Genomic DNA, 15,631 nt, shown 5'->3' with positions numbered 1-15,631 from the left:
ACCTCGTTCAGGCAGCTTGTCTGCCCGTTAAATAATCGATTGTGGTCATTTTAAGAACAGGCAGCAGGATATTTCTTTTACGGTTTTTTTCTTGTTTTTCCCGAAAACAAAGATTTGTGCCACGGCAATGGGTATCATTGTGGGGCTTTTTGATAAGGGTCAATATTTGTGAGCAGTCAGCAGCTATTGTCGGTCAGGCAATGTCGTGGAACCGGTCGCAGAACCGAAGGTGTGGTCCCCATGCCTGGCTCGATTTCCGATATTCAGGGGGACATCTTTTATATCGAAAACCGGGCCCCTTATATTATGGACAGTGGCCATGTTCATGGCCATGTTGAGCTGAACTATCTGCTGGGTTGCTCGGCCACTTATATTGTCAATGGCAGGGAGCAGCGCATTCCCGAAAACCGGCTGGCCATCTTCTGGGCCAACATGCCCCATCGACTGGTGGGCCTGGTGGAAAAAAATCCGGGGAAAGGCACCCTTTATAATCTCTATATCCCGTTACCGGAATTTCTTCAGTGGCCACTGATGGGACAGCTCCGGCAGGAGGTGATGACCGGCGCTATTGCCCTGGCAAAGCCGGACCATGACTACCTGGTCATGAGATTGAGTCGCTGGCATGAGGATTTTCGCAGCGGTCACCCGGAATTAAAGGAGATTATTCTGGGTGAGCTGTCACTGCTGTTAAAGCGCATCAGTTTTCAGGGGTGGGATCACCCGGAAAGTGTCTCCGAAGACCATCTTGAGCAGGCACCGGCTGCCGGTCATCCGGGCAGTGGTCGTTTGAAAGGTGCACACCATGTTTCTACCATGATTCACTTTATCGGGGAAAACCTGCATCGGCCTATTTCAACCGCCGATGTGGCGGCTCATCTTGGGCTGCACAAGAATTATACGACCAACCTGTTTACCAGTGTGATGGGGGTCTCTATCAAGCAATATCTGCAGTTCCAACGCCTGCAGAAAGCTCAACTGCTGCTGATGGACAGCAAGCGGCCCATTGCCGATATTGGCTATGCCTGTGGTTTCAGTTCTCTCAGCCGCTTTTATGAAGCTTTTCAGCGTTATTTTGGTATGCCGCCAGGGCAATTCAGAAAACAGCTTTTATAACTCAGTGCGTGTTATCAACCACTGACCTCAATACCCGTTTACCTTCAAAGTACACCGTCAATTTTTGGTCTGGATAATACCAGCGGGTGATGGCGGGTTCACCAATGGTTTCTGTCTGGCTGGCGCTGCCCAGCACCTCCCTGACTTCATCCATGGTTTGACCATGTTTCGGTAAAGCCAGAGATTGACGCAACTGCTGAGACTGACTGCCCACGGGAGTCACAGTGATACCTTCGGAGTACGGAGTCTGGTCGGGAGCAAGCTCATTGGCAGTGACCTGGATAATAGACGACGAATAAATAATTGCTATAGTCACGGAAAGAGTACCAACAAGTGTTTTCATAATAATTGCGTCCTGCTTGACTCGAAAAGAAGGCTGAAGCGTTAATCAGGCATCACGCAAAGAGATTACTCCTGCCAGTGGTTCATTGAAAGTGCGTTCTAATTATTTTCTCAGCAACAATAGCTCTGGTTCTTAGGGTAGATTAAGCATCTATCCGCCCTGATACCGTTAATGATAAAACCAGCATAAGCGATAACATACACAACAATACCCATTAACTGAACAACAGAATACGTAATATGGATTTGAGATGGACAGCATCAACTCACTGGCTGAATTGAAAAAAATATTTCAAGATTACCTGTCACACACAGGTCCCGCCATGGATCTCACGCTGTGTGAACTGGGTTTAACCCATGATAACAAAGTGGTTCAGCTGCCAGATTATCCGGGTCAGCAAGAAATACTTAAGGGCAATCTCGATAATGTATTAGACGAAATGGCACCGGTATTACTCAGTGATCGAAAAATTACTCTGCAAACAGCCTGTCAGAAGTTAGAACTACAAGATATAGTCGAAGCAAAAGAACCGAAACCAGACCCACAATCCGTAGCAAACCGTGAACATGCAAGAATTCAGCAGCTCCTGAATGAGCTGAAAATCACTTACAAAAAAGAAAATGAACATTTAGCTGAAATGACAGAGACCTTTCCAAGCAAATATTCAGATGGACAGGAATGTTATTATACATTTACATCCAAAGATAAATTGGATAAATACGGCCCGTGCAGATTTATCAATACCTTTACGCCAGAAGCCTGGTTTTTTAAACTCAATTTCAAGTCGGATATAGTGCCCGGGCATTTTTTTTTCATGTCCAATGTCGTTGCCTTGCAGTATGAGAACTGTTTCAGAGACAATGGATGGCCACTTCAACTGCCGGAAACCATTCATCGATGTGATATAAACAACAAGCAATCTGATACCTTGATCCTGAAATACACGGGCCAACATGACTCATCAGCATTTATGGACGATTTTCTTCATAACACGGTAAACGGCAAGAGTACCCGGAGAATTGCTGACGCTTTTGGGCTGGAAATTTATCAGCTGGCCGTGCGTGAAGGTCACATAGATCGTATAGAATCTGCACGGCGGGCCAATCCGCATCTGCCCAGGAAGCTATTTACCGTCGTTGCTCATGTAAGACCGAAAAGCTAATATTTCTTGTCGAACAGGGGTGGAGGAAACAGTCGCAAAGCGCAGGAAAATTCGACGGGAATTATACCGCTTTATGGCATAATGCCAGCTTACTGGCTTTTGAAACAAGTGGCCAATCCGCCCCTGACACGCCGATGGCGCAAGGAATACTGGCAGAATAAATGTTTAGACCATTACCTTTTTTTATCGGTTTGCGCTACACCCGCGCAAAGCGACGGAATCATTTTATCTCCTTCATCTCCGGAACATCCATGGTGGGGCTGACGCTGGGTGTTTCGGTACTGATTATTGTGCTGTCAGTGATGAATGGCTTTGATCGGGAGCTAAAGCAGCGAGTGCTGGGTATGGTTCCCCATGCCACCATCACGGCAGCCGGTGGTGGTATTGAAGACTGGCAGGCGCTGGTCAATACCATTCCGGACAAAGAAGGCATCGAAGCGGCTGCGCCGTTTGTCGATGCCCAGGGTATGTTGGCCAATGGTGATCTGGTGCGGGGAACGCTGGTTTACGGTATTGATCCCGGCTACGAAAGAAGGGTCTCTATTATTGCCGATCACATGAAGCAGGGCGCATTGGAAGACCTGCAGCCCGGAGAGTTTGGTATTCTGCTGGGTGATATTCTGGCCAATTATCTGGGGTTGTCCGTTGGCGACAAAGTGACCATGGTTCTGCCTGAAGCCAGTGTCAACCTGGCGGGTGTTTTGCCTCGCCTGAAACGATTCACTGTCGTTGGTACTTTCTCGGTAGGTGCCGATGTGGATGGCAACCTGGCCTACGCCCATCGTGAAGATCTGGCCCGTTTTCTGCGGGTGCCTGAAGGGGTAACAGGTATACGACTGAAAATGGATGATCTGTTTGCCGCACCGAAACTGGCCTGGGATGTAGCGATTACCTTACCCGGTCGCTACTACGTTCAGGACTGGACCCGTAGCCATGGCCGTCTGTTTCAGGCGATTCAGATGGAAAAGACCATGGTCGGCCTGCTTCTCACCCTGATTGTTGCCGTTGCCGCCTTTAATATTGTCTCCACGCTGGTCATGGTGGTGACCGATAAGCAGGGGGATATCGCCATCCTCCGCACATTTGGTGCGACCCCGAAAATGATTATGGGGATTTTTATGGTTCAGGGATCCCTGATTGGTGTTATCGGAACGCTGCTGGGGGTTGCCCTGGGCATTGCCGGTGCGCTGAATGTTTCCGAAATTGTGGGTGCCCTGGAAAAATTATTGGGCATTCACTTTCTGAGCCCTGACGTTTACTTTATCAGCTACCTGCCATCGGAGTTAATGTGGCAGGATGTTGCGGTGATCAGTGTCTCTGGTTTGTTGATGAGTTTCCTGGCAACCCTGTATCCGGCATGGCGAGCCTCCAGAACCCAGCCTGCGGAGGCGCTTCGCTATGAATAATTCCGAAAACCGTGCAGTTCTGGAGTGCCGCAGGCTAACCAAAGTATTTGCTGAAGGGCCTGAAAAACTCGAGGTGCTCAGAGGCATAGACCTGTTGGTATCACCCGCTGAACGAGTAGCGATTGTCGGTACTTCCGGTTCAGGAAAAACAACGCTGCTTCAGCTGTTGGCCGGGTTGGATCACCCTTCCAGCGGTGAGGTAATACTCTGTGGCCATCAGCTGATGAAGGTGTCTGAACAAAAACAGGGTGAATTGCGGAACCGTCACCTGGGGTTTGTTTACCAGTTCCATCATTTGCTGCCAGAATTTACTGCCCTGGAAAATGTCGCCATGCCCTTACTGCTGCGAAAAGAGGTATCCGTGGGGCAGGCAACCATGAGAGCTGAAGAAATGCTGGGCATGGTGGGGCTGTCGAAACGGGCCAGCCATAAGCCGGCGGAACTTTCCGGTGGTGAACGGCAGAGGGTGGCTATTGCCCGCGCACTGGTCGGTAGTCCGGACCTGGTTCTGATGGATGAGCCAACGGGCAACCTGGATCCCAACACCGCCAGCAAGATTCATGAGCTGATGAAATCCCTCAGTGAACAGTTGACCACCAGTTTTATTGTTGTGACTCATGATATGGCTTTTGCCCGACAGATGGACCGGGCATTGCGCCTGGAAGATGGGCATCTTGTCCCTGTAGTATAAAAAAAGCCCTCTTCTGAGGGCTTTTTTGGATCAACTATTGATTATCACCGCCTTTCTTCTCTTCATGGATTACATAAACTTCAAAGGCGCTGCTGTTATCTTCGGGTCCGTCATAACCGTCACCTCCTTTGAACTTGCTTTCAGGCCAGACAAAGTCGGTGGAACTGAAGGTCGGGCCTGAATGGTCAGCAATGTAGTAGGCATTATCACCTCCAGTGACTCTGCGCTCGTTGGCGATGGCTGATGCGGCACTGATGGCTAATCCGGCAATAAGAGTTATGGTGGTAGCAGTTCTGATGATCATGGTTCGTCCCTGTGATGTTGTTTACGGCTTTACTTTTATCGTCCATGGCCTGCTATGAATTAGTCCGAATCTTTCCTCCGTTGTCGCAAAACTCGTAAAAGGCACTTTCTGTCTACAATCGACAAGGTGAATACTGAGTCTTTATGTCTGGCACGGGAATTTTTCGGGCAAGAATATGTCAAAGGGATTCTTGGGGGAGATATAAGCAAGAGGAGACAGTAGCATGCTGACTGCACCCACTACCAGTTATCACGAAGCCATGAATAATGAATATACCCTCTAACGCAACCACGGAGCTTCACCCCAGACAAACAGCGAACAGTCGTCAGAAGGACAGCAGTAACACCTTATTTGCCAGTAAGAAAACAGGCCATGCAAAGACTGTAAAGATTTATATAAAGGAATCGTTTACACAGAGAGATCAGTCATTAGTTAATCCCGCTATTACCAATAAAACAATCATTCACAGCTTTGAAATCGAAGGAAGGGCTTATAAAGCAATTTGTGGTGAGGGCGCTGATGAATACATAAGGTCGCTTTTTCAAGACCAGGATGATGACATTTCTTTTGTTGCCAAAGACCAGAATGACAGGGAGTATGAATATCACCCTCCAGTCGCCTGGGGGAAACGATTTATCAAGTGGATTTCACAAGGGGAGAGCTACTGTACGACTTCCGAAGACAGTAAGGATCAGCGATCATCCTGTCATCAGTTTGAACATTTTTTACACTGCGGAGTCAACAGGTTCTCTATTAAAAAAGTGATGACCTGTTATAACGAAACTGTCGTCAATGATATAAAAACAGTTAAGCCATTTAGCTATCTGAATCTGTCAGATACCTATATGCAAGAGTGGATTCATTCCATGACCTACATAGGTTCCGGTTTCTGCATCGGAAAATTTGGCGAAGGGGGCTCCATTGCAGGGTGGTCGCATCAGATGCACCATAGTTCATATTTTTGCTCTGCTCATGACTGCCAACATTGCAGATCGAATATTCTCAGACAATCCAGCGCGTATTTTAGGCAGGATTGATGAAAAGAAACCAAAATATGGAAAATTGACACAAAAAGCCACCGGCCTCACACGAAGCTTGTACCTTGTGCTGCTTCTGCAGCCTGAATTTAAACTCGCTGTTTAGTCAGGATAAAACTTCTCAAGTACCAGCTCGGTTCGATAGTCCTGATCTAACCCTGCCAGTTCAATCCGGCCTGACATACTCTCTTTCTCAAACCGGCTACTTTGTTTGTGTACATTAAAACACCACCGCCTTACAGTCGCAACGTTCTTTGCCGCTGTTCGCTCATGGATTTTAGAGGCATCTTCTTGAAAGCTGACATCCAGTGACAAGTGTTGTCCATTTTCTATACTCCAATGATTGCGTACTGCTGCCAGCACACTGGAGGCTGTCATCTCTCGGCTCTCTATATAAAAATGCAATTCAGTTGTTTGTTTTTTACCAACCAATCTGTCTCTCTGGATAACCGAAAACTGCTTAAGGCCAGGCCACTCATGCTTGGGGTCTATATCCTCAATGTCGTTAAAAACCCAACAACGCCGGTGTTCTTGACGCCCCCGATTTTTCTCCATCGATTCTGCAAAGGCTGGTTCGTCATCAGCAGGTTCCGGATCATCCGGGTGTTCTTCAATGTACTTTGAAAAATATGCTTCGATATTACTGCTCAGAGTCGGCTGATTGTCCTTGGCGCAGAGCAGGTAATCAGCTTTTTTATCAATGATTTTTTTGCAAATATTTTTCTGACACCCCATGGCATCACTGGTAATCAAGGCTCCTTCGAGAAAAAGCACATCGATAACTTCGGGAATGGCAGTAATCTCATTGGACTTCTTATCAACGGGGGTAAAACCTAATATAAGCTTAAGTTCTGAACTGTAAGCACTGACCATATGGACCAACTTCTTGCCTTTAGCTGGACGTGAGCCACGCAGAGCCTTGCCGTCAATAGCTATGACATTGTCGTTTTTTTCTGGATGAGGCCCCATTTTACGAGCATTTATCTCAGATATTGTGTCGCTTACCCAATCGATAAATAACTGCGTAAAAGCTTCTGGGTCAAGCAGCTTGCATACTGTTGCAATAGTGTGATGGGTAGGGAAGCCAAATTTATAAGGAAAAAACTGACGAAACCAGCGTCGGTTGTATTTAGCGAACCGCTCCATGCCTTGCCATGTGGTGTAACCACTCAAAATACTGACATAAACGATAAATAAGACTTCTGGAAGAGGGTATGTAACGTGTATATCGCTACGAGGCTCAGTTAGCGATTGAATCCTGACGACCATTGGTGTGTAGTTGGCCATTGTCGTACCTCTGGCTATACCGGAGGTATGTTAATAGTACATATGTGCACCTCATGCTACCGCCCTGGGCTCCATTGCCATCCAGACTGTTGAAAACTCGTTATTACATTGGAGCAACAAGGACTGTGAAAGCCGCAGGCCTATTACGCTGTGGACTGGTTTGTTGTATGCGGGTTTCAGGTCGTAAAGTTGCGGATATTGTTTGCTTATTATTGGCCGTGTTCTGGTGGCAAGTGGCAAAAACAAAGCCCGAAACATGCCGGGCTTTTAATCAGGAAGCGTGGTCAAGCGGCTCTATCTGGATTTCAGGTGTTGTTGATCAGAAAATCCATCAAGAGCTTTATTAAAATACTCAAGCAGCCTGGGCAGTTTGCACTCCCACAAAATCAGCTGCTTTTTTCGGTGGTTTGACCATAAGACCAATGGCAGCCGCTGCAAAACTTACTCCGGCACAGATCATAAAGGTGCTCTCATAACCGCCCGTGGTGTCCAGCAGATAGCCTGCCAGTTTCGGACCGGCCATGCCCGCAACACCCCACGCGCTGAACAGGATAGCGTAGTTAAAGCCCAGGTTCCGGGTACCGAAGAAGTCTGCCGTTGCAGACGGGAATACTGCCAGCATTGCACCATAGCCGAAGGTGATAACCAATGAACCCATCAGGATCATGCTAAAGGTATCAAAACCACTGAACATCAACAGCACAGCACCTTGCAACGTGTACAGAATGCTCATGGTGCGGGCACGACCGATCCTGTCAGATATTAAGCCAGCACCCGGGCGGCCCAAAGCATTGGCGACAGAGAACGCCTGAACCAGCAGGGTAATGTTAAAGGTATCGGTCAGTTGCAGCTTGGCAATGTTACCAATATGACCAATCATCATCAGACCGGTCATGGAACCTGCCAAGAACATCAGCCACAACATGGCAAACTGTGGCGTCCTGATCATCTGCTTCCAGTTGTACTCACCGGTTTGTGGGCCATCAGCAACAACCGGTCTCTCTTTGGCCTTTTTATCCGCAGTCGCCATGCCTGTTGTGGTTTCCGGAACACTCATGAACTGGGCACCAGTAACGATCACACTACCGAAGAACACCGCCAGTATATTAAAGCTGGCAAACAGGCCATATTCTGCGATCAGGTATTTGGCCAGCGGTGCCGCATACAGTGGTGCCAAACCAAAGCCGGTGACAACCAGACCGACAATTAACCCTTTTTGCTCCGGTTTGAACCATTTCACTGCTGCCGGAGCTGTTGCGGAATAACCCAGACCGATTCCTGCACCATTGAGAACACCAAAACCCAGGATAACGCCGGTCTCGGTGGGCATGGCACTGCACAGGAACATACCTGCCGCAGTGCACAGACCTGCGATGGTGATCACAACGCGCGGCCCCAGGCGATCCTGCAGCTTACCACCTACCAGCATGACCAGCGCAAACGCGGCAATGGCCGCTGCGTAGGGCGTGGATGCCTGAGAAGCGGTCCAGCCCTGAGTGTTGATAAAATTCTCGGAGAAGATACTCCACGTGTACAGACTGCCAAACATTAAGTTAATCGCCAGGCCAGCCGTCACTACGACCCAGCCACGATTCGTACCAGTTGCCATTGATGCCTCACTTAAAGCCAAGTTTATAATTTCTGTCACTAACCGAATGCTCTATTTGTTTTCCAAATATCAATGCCAAAGTAAAACAGCTTGCACCACTGTTAAATAAAGAAATGAAAAACAAATAACAGCAATAAACAAACGATTTTCCACGGCAAAGAAAAAAAGTAAGTAGCACAGGGCATTGTTGTTCGTTAATCCTTGCAAAGGATTTTGCCTGCCTGCTTTACAGATGGCGATACCACCTGTAACAATTTTTCGAAAACAATAAGAAGGTGTTGTTCAATTGTTTCCTGTTATCAATATTTTCTGCATATATTCTCTACCATGGCTTTCAAAACAGTCCTGTAAGGAAAATAATCATTACTGAGATAAAAGCTCTGATTCTGATTGTATTTATTAAATCAACTGGAAAGATTGACAGAAGTCAAATAACAATCAATTAAAAATAATGTTGCCTTTATTGTAATTACAGGGTGTTATATTTTTAAAAATGATATTATTTGTATCATTGTTGATGTTTCCCTGAAACCTGTTTTCAAAGGGCTAATCAGATATTCAGTAGCATCATCAACATGCCGCCAGTTAAATGAAGTAACTGATCGATTGGTACTGCACCGCCCAAGCCTGAGCATTGTTTTGATCGGACAGCCTCCTGGCCCCACCTGACCGGTAGGGCTGGCTTCCGTCTCAGTCAGGCATCAGGGTTATCAGATTCTCTCAGACGTTCCTGCCGTTTCTGCTCCTCAGCCAGAACTGCTTTTATTTCGGCCAGCACTGAGTCCACATCGGCGGCTTGCTCCGCTTCGGTGAACAGGCCGGTCAGTTCGGTTTCCGGGGTCAGTTCGCCATCTTCGTAGAGTGCCCACATCTCTTTGGCATACTGGCTGTTCAACAGGTCCGGTGCAAATTGTCCATAGTATTCTGTGATGTTGTTGATATCCCTGGCCAGCATCGAGCGGGCATGGTTGTTGGCCGAGGCATCCACGGCCTGGGGCAGGTCAATAATCACCGGGCCGTAGTCATCCACCAGAACATTGAATTCCGACAGGTCGCCATGAACCAGGCCAGCGCAGAGCATCAGCATGACATAATGCATCATGGTGGCGTGGTCTTCACGGGCCTGTTCGGCGGACATGGTCACTTCACCCAGGCGCGGGGCAACCTGACCTTCATCATCCGTCAGCAGTTCCATCAACAGTACGCCATCCAGGCAGATATAAGGCTGTGGGACTCTTACGCCCGCTCTGGCCAGGCGGAACAGGGCGTCAACCTCGGCACTCTGCCAGGTCTCTTCCTGCTGTTTCCGGCCATATCTGGAGCCTTTCTCGATGGCTCGCTGCCTGCGACTGTTGCGCTCTTTGCGACCTTCCTGATATTGGACGGCCTTTTTAAAGCTGCGCCTGGCCGCTTCCTTATAAACCTTGGCGCAGCGGATATCATTGCCACAGCGCACCACATAGACATCGGCTTCTTTACCACTCATTAGCTGGCGGAGTACTTCATCCACCAGTCCTTCATCAACCAGGGGTTGGATTCGTTTCGGGGTTCTCATAAGGCACTTTTACCTTATTTGAACCCGCTAGGGAATAGCGCTTTTGGTAATAACCTTTGGGAATAGCGCATGACAGGCTGATGCGTTTGGGAATTGCAGTATAAGCCGTGCGCCGAAATCGTGTTGTTGGTCAATCTCCTGATTTGCCATATATGGTTTATAAAAGCTAATGTCCTAATACACCACTGGATTGAATGAGGCTCCAATGAAGAAGCTGAAGAATGAAAAAGAGCTGGTAAAGAAGGCCATTGAATATGGCATGAAATATGGTGAGAAGCGGGGGGTTGTGGAATTTGAGGCGACCGATTCTGCCAGTGAGAAAATCGAATATATATACCGGCTGCTGGTCCATGATAACCTCATCCAGCCTCTGCCAGAGGATCAGGTATCCCAGGTGACCATGAAGCACAAACTGGCAATCTGGGCATCTAAACAGAAGTTGGGCTGATCACGGCCTTATGCCATTTGCAAGGAGGTTTTACGTGCCACACTGTATTATCGAATACTCGCGGCCACTGGAAGCAATTGTCAGTCCAGAGGCCCTGATGGAAAGTGTGCATCAGGGAGCTGTCAGCTCCGGGCTGTTTGACGTGTCGACCATTAAGGTCCGGGCGCTGCCTTACGATCATTATCGTACAGGTACGGAGCAGGGGGGGCAGTTTATTCATATAACGGCTCGAATTCTATCCGGACGGAGTTTGCAACAGAAACAGGAACTGTCCGGTATTTTGCTGGATGCTGTAGAGGGAACTCCCCTGGATAATGTCTCCATTACTGTTGACGTGGTTGATATGGAGCGGACGGTCTACGGCAAATCGATGATTGGCTAATGAGCCTGAGGAATACCTCTCCCGGGCTCATTTTGATGATTTGGTCTGGTTTTCAGGATGGAACATCTCATCGTAGGTTTCGGAAAAAACCAGCTGCAAGTGAGGAGCAATATGATCTCCAAGGGTTTCTTTTGCCTCACTGATGCTGTGGAAAATAGCGGGGGATGTATCGTTATTTCTCAGCAGGTGCTTACCGTCCACCCGGCATAGATAGATATCCCCTTCCTGACTCAGCAGCTGGACAGGCAGCTGGTTTTTTTTGAAGGCTTTTTTCAGTTCTTTAATGGTCATTGATCTTCTCCATTGGATTATTTGAACATTGATGAAGAAAACGACGATTTAACCTGGATGTTTTCCTGTAACCAGCTGTCCGGCAAAAGGGTTGTCCAGTCCACAGGATGGCATTCCCAAAGGTTGTATGTAAGCAATCCAACTCATGGTTGCAACTCCTTTGCAGTGAAATACTTATAACTTTTGAGCCCTACCCCAAGCCACTTAACCTGATAACAGGCTTCTGGCGCATTGGAGGCAGCTTTTTTGCCGTGAATTCATACCTTATTCAGAAGCTGCCTCTGTTGTCAATCACCAGACAAAGTTAGCCTTCGCCATCTCGCCGTTATCCACCAGAACATCCTGTGCGGTCATACTGCGATTGATGATCGCCATAAAGTAAACCCACTGTGCTATTTCTTCAGAACTGGCCCATTTTGGCAGTAGCGTTTCATTCATGATGGCCTGCCATTTTTCAGGATCGTCCATGACCGGTCTGTTCAGTTCGGTAAGCACGCCTCCCGGGGAAATACTGTTGCAGGTGGCACCGTATTGAGCAACCTGCAGCGCAGTCCATTTAGTGTAGGCGACAACACCGCCCTTTGAGGCTACATACTCTGGAAATTCAGCACCGGAATGAGCACTGGCAGAGGCAACATTGACAATGGATTGAATCGCCGGTTGCAGGCCGTACAGCATGGTACAGTTCATCACCCCGCCTAAATTAATGGCGATGTCCTGTGTGGTGTTTTGCACCCCGGCGTTGTTGATCAGGTGTGTTACGCCCTTAATGGCTGGGAGCGATTCCGGGTTCGCCACATCGGCTAAAAAATGGTGGTAACGGTCGTTAACCAGTTCGCCGGGATTAACATCGATACCCACCACGGTGATGCGTTCATCTTGCAGAAAACGCTGACAAACCGCCAGGCCAATACCTGCACTGGCTCCGGTAATAATGACTTTCATGTACGCTCCCATATTTCCCTGACCTTGATTTTTCTGCACAGATACACGGCAGGAGTATCACACAGGCTGGTCACCACAAAGATACCATAGCTGGTGATGATGATACTGAGCAGGTCCGGCACCGGGAACGTCCCGTAAAACGCTCCGAAAGTAAACAGAACCGCATTCAGGAACTGCGAAATCATGGTGGACACATTGTTGCGCAGCCACAGATAATTCTCGGTAAGCCCGGTCCAGTGCCAGATTTTGTGGTAAAGCCACACATCAAAGCGTTGTGTAATGGCATAAACCAGCAGGCCGGTAATCATCAGGCGAGGCGTGTTGCTGAAGATGGCCTGAATATGCGGCATGGCAAAATCCAGGGAATTGGGCATGAAATACAGCCAGCTCTGGGAAATGGCAATAAACAGTGCCGAGGTAAAGAAGCCGACATTGACTGCGTAGTCAGACCATTTTTTACCACCCACCTCACTGAGGATATCGGTCACCAGGAAGGTGGAGGCAAACATGATATTCCCCAGGGTCATCTCCATACCGAAGGCATTGATCTGCACCAGTACTTCAATATTAGCGGCCACGATGGCCAGCACGGTGTAACAGAGGAGCCCCATTTTGCCGAACAGGCGGTAAGTTAAAATGACCATGCCGTAAAATAACAAAAGCTGGCCAATCAATAGTAATTCGTTCAAGTGTACCCTCAGATATCAACTGCTTGTTATGGTGTTGCGATTAACGGATGTTTGAGAGCAATTTTCAATACCAACATATACCGAATTATTGGTGTCACCGGCCATCAGGCTGTTGCCTTATCGGTTATGGCGTGCTCTTATTTTTTATGTCTTGATATTCTATGGTGCGATAAGTCTGTATCGGCTGCCAGCCAGCCTGTTTCCTTCAGTTTTTCTGCTCTTGCATGCATCTCAACCATTTGGCCTTTAAATGTATAATCCATCAAATCATCGGGTAGTTTGATGTTGTGTTTTTTCAGGCTATTGATAAAGCTGAAAGATCGAAGAGCACAACCTGTTGAGCCGATATACAATAATTTGTCGTATAATTCTACATGCTTTTTCCGTGAGGTAATGCGTTTCAGCATTTGATAGATTGTACTTGTAGGAGCCTGATGGTAAATCTCTTTTTTGTTAAAGCCGTAATGATAGACATAGTACAACATCCAGTCTGCCTTCTGTGGTACGGAGTTAAACGTCATACCTTCTATTGGACTTATGTTAACAATCAGGTTTGCACTCTTTAGCCTGCTATCGAAATTTTTGAAATTAAACTGATATCTGGTAAGTCTATTGAGAAACCAGGCGGCAAACTCCTTGGGTAAGGCTGGTATAACATTTTTTTTGCCAACGGCAGGATAGGGAGTAACCGTCTTTGCCCAGGTGCCGCCAAACTTATCTACACATAAATCAGCCAGTTTTCGTAATGTCAATATATTCCAGCGGGTGATTCCTTTAATGGCAGGGAGGGGGAGGGGGGGAGTCCCTTCTTTAATGCTAATCAAGGCACTTTCCAGTACTCGGGGCCCCTGGTTTTTAACCAGCTTATTTTGCAAATACTCATGCAGATAGCGTAAATAGGTATCTTGTGATTCCGCAGGATTCAGTACTCGCATGACTTTAATGAGTTCCCAGTCCGAAAATGGTCGTTCCGGTTTGGCGACTCTATGCAGATGCCTGATATGGGCAGGAAGCCACTTTTTGTAAGGTAAAAAATATCTTTTGCATGGTTCGGGAAATGGAAATACATGCTTGATAAAGCGGCGGGTCATATTGGTAACATGTTTTGATGATTCGATTGTTGATTTACTTAAAAAGTCAATCAAATATTGATAGTAGTCCTCTGATTTTGGATTAATGATGGCTAAATCTTCAAGGTACAGAACTTTTACATCAAGGTTCATTTTCCAGGCCAGAACCCGTACCAGACTGGTTGACCATGCTTTTCTGTGTGTTGATTTTACGGTGTTAAATGACGGGATCTTTACATTATTTCTTACCAGTCTTTGCCTGGTGATTTCAGTATCCTGTTGTTTACTTATGAACTCTTCAAGATAAAAATAGGCAGGTATGGCTGAATAGTCTGTGGTATCCCTGTTAACTGGCACTGCCTGTATATCGGCGGCCGGTAGTGCCTTAACGGCAGTTTCCGAATGATAGGGTGTTATTTTTACCTTTATCTTCTTATAATCTTTACCTGTTGGTGATAGATATTGGTCGGCAATAGTGCTGATAAATTGCTGCCACTGGCTTCCTGGCCAATATTCATGCTGACACGGATCAGCAATGTAAATATCGGAAGCAGCCATATAAGATGGCTGATGATAGCTCCCGTCAGCACAATGCAGATCACTATGCATATATTGGTGTTTAGCTTCATACCATTGGCTTTGCGTCTGTACACTATCACCTGAAAGACTTGGGCATACCATCAAACATACATGAGTGGTGGTTCCATCATTACCTTTCTTTGGTCCGGTTCTTACACAAAAAAAGCTGATAACCATTTTGAACAGGCTGATGGCCGGGTTTTCCAGGCAGCAGGAAGCCATTAAATGGGTCATCTCATCACATTGGGCCACTTTGTAGGTTTTGACTAACTCTGCTATTTGCATGGCGTATTTGGTCTGCTGTTGTGCCAAGTCATTAATAGGGGAAAGTTCTTGTATCAAGTGATGAATCTTCGGTACCAGTAAATACTTATAAATGTTTTCAAGACAGATGAAATTACCGTGAATGGGTAATCTTTTATGCTCTGGCATTTGAGCGGATTTATCAGAAGTTATGACATACTCAATATCCATTTTACCAATATCATCCAGTACTTTACTCAGTATTGTGGGGATTGAATGACTTTCAGCGCTCTGCTTTGAATCAATCTGCAGTTTACTTTTCTGAGAGTTTTGGTAAACAGGCTGGCCTTTTGCCATGGCAACCTGATATTCCGGTAGTTTCTTTTGAACGCTTTTCTGTTTAACACGCCCCTGATGATTAATCCGGGTGGTGTCCAGCCTGATCTTTTTCGAGGGATTGTTGTTATCCTGTTGCTG

General features: G+C 47.1%; 17 protein-coding genes. 8 read left to right on the top strand and 9 right to left on the bottom strand.

Translation table 11 applies throughout. The annotated features are described in order from the left end of the window. The first annotated feature begins 168 nt into the window (after window positions 1–168). On the top strand, window positions 169–1,113 hold the full coding sequence (locus ACO6UX_RS05670) for a helix-turn-helix domain-containing protein (RefSeq protein ID WP_422445658.1): 945 nt from the start codon (window positions 169–171) through the stop codon (window positions 1,111–1,113). A gap of 1 nt (window position 1,114) precedes the next feature. Here ACO6UX_RS05670 and ACO6UX_RS05665 read toward each other — a convergent pair whose 3' ends face one another. After that, complete coding sequence (locus tag ACO6UX_RS05665) at window positions 1,115–1,456, bottom strand: hypothetical protein (RefSeq protein ID WP_422445656.1); 342 nt, start codon at window positions 1,454–1,456, stop codon at window positions 1,115–1,117. A gap of 250 nt (window positions 1,457–1,706) precedes the next feature. On the opposite strand from ACO6UX_RS05665, the gene ACO6UX_RS05660 reads away from it, so the two are divergent. From ACO6UX_RS05660 to lolD, 3 genes are all read left to right on the top strand, one after another. Then, window positions 1,707–2,618 (top strand): hypothetical protein, encoded by a 912-nt coding sequence (locus ACO6UX_RS05660; protein ID WP_422445654.1) that lies wholly within the window; start codon window positions 1,707–1,709, stop codon window positions 2,616–2,618. Between the two features lie 161 nt (window positions 2,619–2,779). Then, complete coding sequence (locus ACO6UX_RS05655; protein ID WP_101748679.1) at window positions 2,780–4,024, top strand: lipoprotein-releasing ABC transporter permease subunit; 1,245 nt, start codon at window positions 2,780–2,782, stop codon at window positions 4,022–4,024. Beyond that, window positions 4,017–4,715, top strand: a complete 699-nt coding sequence (lolD, locus tag ACO6UX_RS05650; protein ID WP_422445652.1) for a lipoprotein-releasing ABC transporter ATP-binding protein LolD — start codon at window positions 4,017–4,019, stop codon at window positions 4,713–4,715. Before ACO6UX_RS05655 ends, lolD begins: the two co-directional genes overlap by 8 nt. A gap of 34 nt (window positions 4,716–4,749) precedes the next feature. Here the strand turns inward: lolD and ACO6UX_RS05645 are convergent, their stop codons facing one another. Further along, the gene (locus ACO6UX_RS05645) at window positions 4,750–5,019 is read right to left on the bottom strand and encodes a hypothetical protein (RefSeq protein ID WP_422445650.1); all 270 of its coding nucleotides are present in this window, start codon (window positions 5,017–5,019) and stop codon (window positions 4,750–4,752) included. Between the two features lie 266 nt (window positions 5,020–5,285). Between ACO6UX_RS05645 and ACO6UX_RS05640 the strand changes: the two genes are divergently transcribed. After that, on the top strand, window positions 5,286–6,056 hold the full coding sequence (locus ACO6UX_RS05640; RefSeq protein ID WP_422445648.1) for a hypothetical protein: 771 nt from the start codon (window positions 5,286–5,288) through the stop codon (window positions 6,054–6,056). 102 nt (window positions 6,057–6,158) lie between these two features. Here ACO6UX_RS05640 and ACO6UX_RS05635 read toward each other — a convergent pair whose 3' ends face one another. Then, entirely contained in the window at window positions 6,159–7,343 is a 1,185-nt protein-coding gene (locus tag ACO6UX_RS05635) for an ISAs1 family transposase (RefSeq protein WP_422445646.1), read from the bottom strand. Between the two features lie 125 nt (window positions 7,344–7,468). On the opposite strand from ACO6UX_RS05635, the gene ACO6UX_RS05630 reads away from it, so the two are divergent. Continuing rightward, a complete protein-coding gene (locus tag ACO6UX_RS05630; RefSeq protein ID WP_422445644.1) occupies window positions 7,469–7,690 on the top strand; it encodes a hypothetical protein in 222 nt (73 codons plus the stop codon). A 5-nt stretch (window positions 7,691–7,695) separates the two neighbouring features. Here ACO6UX_RS05630 and ACO6UX_RS05625 read toward each other — a convergent pair whose 3' ends face one another. Then, a complete protein-coding gene (locus ACO6UX_RS05625; protein WP_422445642.1) occupies window positions 7,696–8,952 on the bottom strand; it encodes an L-lactate MFS transporter in 1,257 nt (418 codons plus the stop codon). 694 nt (window positions 8,953–9,646) lie between these two features. Continuing rightward, window positions 9,647–10,507, bottom strand: coding sequence for a PA4780 family RIO1-like protein kinase (locus ACO6UX_RS05620; protein WP_422445640.1), 861 nt, complete (start codon window positions 10,505–10,507; stop codon window positions 9,647–9,649). 205 nt (window positions 10,508–10,712) lie between these two features. Here ACO6UX_RS05620 and ACO6UX_RS05615 point away from each other — a divergent pair, with 205 nt between their 5' ends. Both ACO6UX_RS05615 and ACO6UX_RS05610 read left to right on the top strand, forming a co-directional pair. Next, window positions 10,713–10,955 carry a DUF5062 family protein gene (locus ACO6UX_RS05615; protein WP_269674641.1) on the top strand — a complete coding sequence of 81 codons (243 nt, stop codon included), beginning with the start codon at window positions 10,713–10,715 and terminating at the stop codon, window positions 10,953–10,955. Between the two features lie 34 nt (window positions 10,956–10,989). Then, window positions 10,990–11,337, top strand: coding sequence for a 5-carboxymethyl-2-hydroxymuconate Delta-isomerase (locus ACO6UX_RS05610; protein WP_422445638.1), 348 nt, complete (start codon window positions 10,990–10,992; stop codon window positions 11,335–11,337). Between the two features lie 27 nt (window positions 11,338–11,364). Here the strand turns inward: ACO6UX_RS05610 and ACO6UX_RS05605 are convergent, their stop codons facing one another. The 4 genes from ACO6UX_RS05605 to ACO6UX_RS05590 all read right to left on the bottom strand — a co-directional run bounded on the left by ACO6UX_RS05605 (window position 11,365) and on the right by ACO6UX_RS05590 (window position 15,511). Continuing rightward, window positions 11,365–11,628, bottom strand: a complete 264-nt coding sequence (locus ACO6UX_RS05605) for a DUF6482 family protein (protein WP_422445636.1) — start codon at window positions 11,626–11,628, stop codon at window positions 11,365–11,367. Window positions 11,629–11,919: 291 nt separating this feature from the next. Continuing rightward, window positions 11,920–12,573 (bottom strand): SDR family NAD(P)-dependent oxidoreductase, encoded by a 654-nt coding sequence (locus ACO6UX_RS05600; RefSeq protein ID WP_422445634.1) that lies wholly within the window; start codon window positions 12,571–12,573, stop codon window positions 11,920–11,922. Next, a complete protein-coding gene (locus tag ACO6UX_RS05595; protein WP_206679223.1) occupies window positions 12,570–13,262 on the bottom strand; it encodes a queuosine precursor transporter in 693 nt (230 codons plus the stop codon). Before ACO6UX_RS05595 ends, ACO6UX_RS05600 begins: the two co-directional genes overlap by 4 nt. A 137-nt stretch (window positions 13,263–13,399) precedes the next feature. Further along, on the bottom strand, window positions 13,400–15,511 hold the full coding sequence (locus ACO6UX_RS05590) for a hypothetical protein (RefSeq protein WP_422445631.1): 2,112 nt from the start codon (window positions 15,509–15,511) through the stop codon (window positions 13,400–13,402). Window positions 15,512–15,631 lie beyond the last annotated feature (120 nt).

The sequence above is a fragment of the Endozoicomonas sp. ALB091 genome (assembly GCF_049310265.1).
Taxonomy (GTDB): domain Bacteria; phylum Pseudomonadota; class Gammaproteobacteria; order Pseudomonadales; family Endozoicomonadaceae; genus Endozoicomonas.
Note: the sequence above shows the minus strand (reverse complement) of the source record. Positions and strands in the feature narration are given on the sequence as shown.

What these genes read in the sequence shown, in the direction of transcription:
- ACO6UX_RS05665 (WP_422445656.1), bottom strand. Translation starts at nt 1,456, where the DNA reads ATGAAAACACTTGTTGGTACTCTTTCCGTGACTATAGCAATTATTTAT.
- ACO6UX_RS05660 (WP_422445654.1), top strand. Translation starts at nt 1,707, where the DNA reads ATGGACAGCATCAACTCACTGGCTGAATTGAAAAAAATATTTCAAGAT.
- ACO6UX_RS05655 (WP_101748679.1), top strand. Translation starts at nt 2,780, where the DNA reads ATGTTTAGACCATTACCTTTTTTTATCGGTTTGCGCTACACCCGCGCA.
- lolD (WP_422445652.1), top strand. Translation starts at nt 4,017, where the DNA reads ATGAATAATTCCGAAAACCGTGCAGTTCTGGAGTGCCGCAGGCTAACC.
- ACO6UX_RS05645 (WP_422445650.1), bottom strand. Translation starts at nt 5,019, where the DNA reads ATGATCATCAGAACTGCTACCACCATAACTCTTATTGCCGGATTAGCC.
- ACO6UX_RS05640 (WP_422445648.1), top strand. Translation starts at nt 5,286, where the DNA reads ATGAATATACCCTCTAACGCAACCACGGAGCTTCACCCCAGACAAACA.
- ACO6UX_RS05635 (WP_422445646.1), bottom strand. Translation starts at nt 7,343, where the DNA reads ATGGCCAACTACACACCAATGGTCGTCAGGATTCAATCGCTAACTGAG.
- ACO6UX_RS05625 (WP_422445642.1), bottom strand. Translation starts at nt 8,952, where the DNA reads ATGGCAACTGGTACGAATCGTGGCTGGGTCGTAGTGACGGCTGGCCTG.
- ACO6UX_RS05620 (WP_422445640.1), bottom strand. Translation starts at nt 10,507, where the DNA reads ATGAGAACCCCGAAACGAATCCAACCCCTGGTTGATGAAGGACTGGTG.
- ACO6UX_RS05615 (WP_269674641.1), top strand. Translation starts at nt 10,713, where the DNA reads ATGAAGAAGCTGAAGAATGAAAAAGAGCTGGTAAAGAAGGCCATTGAA.
- ACO6UX_RS05605 (WP_422445636.1), bottom strand. Translation starts at nt 11,628, where the DNA reads ATGACCATTAAAGAACTGAAAAAAGCCTTCAAAAAAAACCAGCTGCCT.
- ACO6UX_RS05600 (WP_422445634.1), bottom strand. Translation starts at nt 12,573, where the DNA reads ATGAAAGTCATTATTACCGGAGCCAGTGCAGGTATTGGCCTGGCGGTT.
- ACO6UX_RS05590 (WP_422445631.1), bottom strand. Translation starts at nt 15,511, where the DNA reads ATGGCAAAAGGCCAGCCTGTTTACCAAAACTCTCAGAAAAGTAAACTG.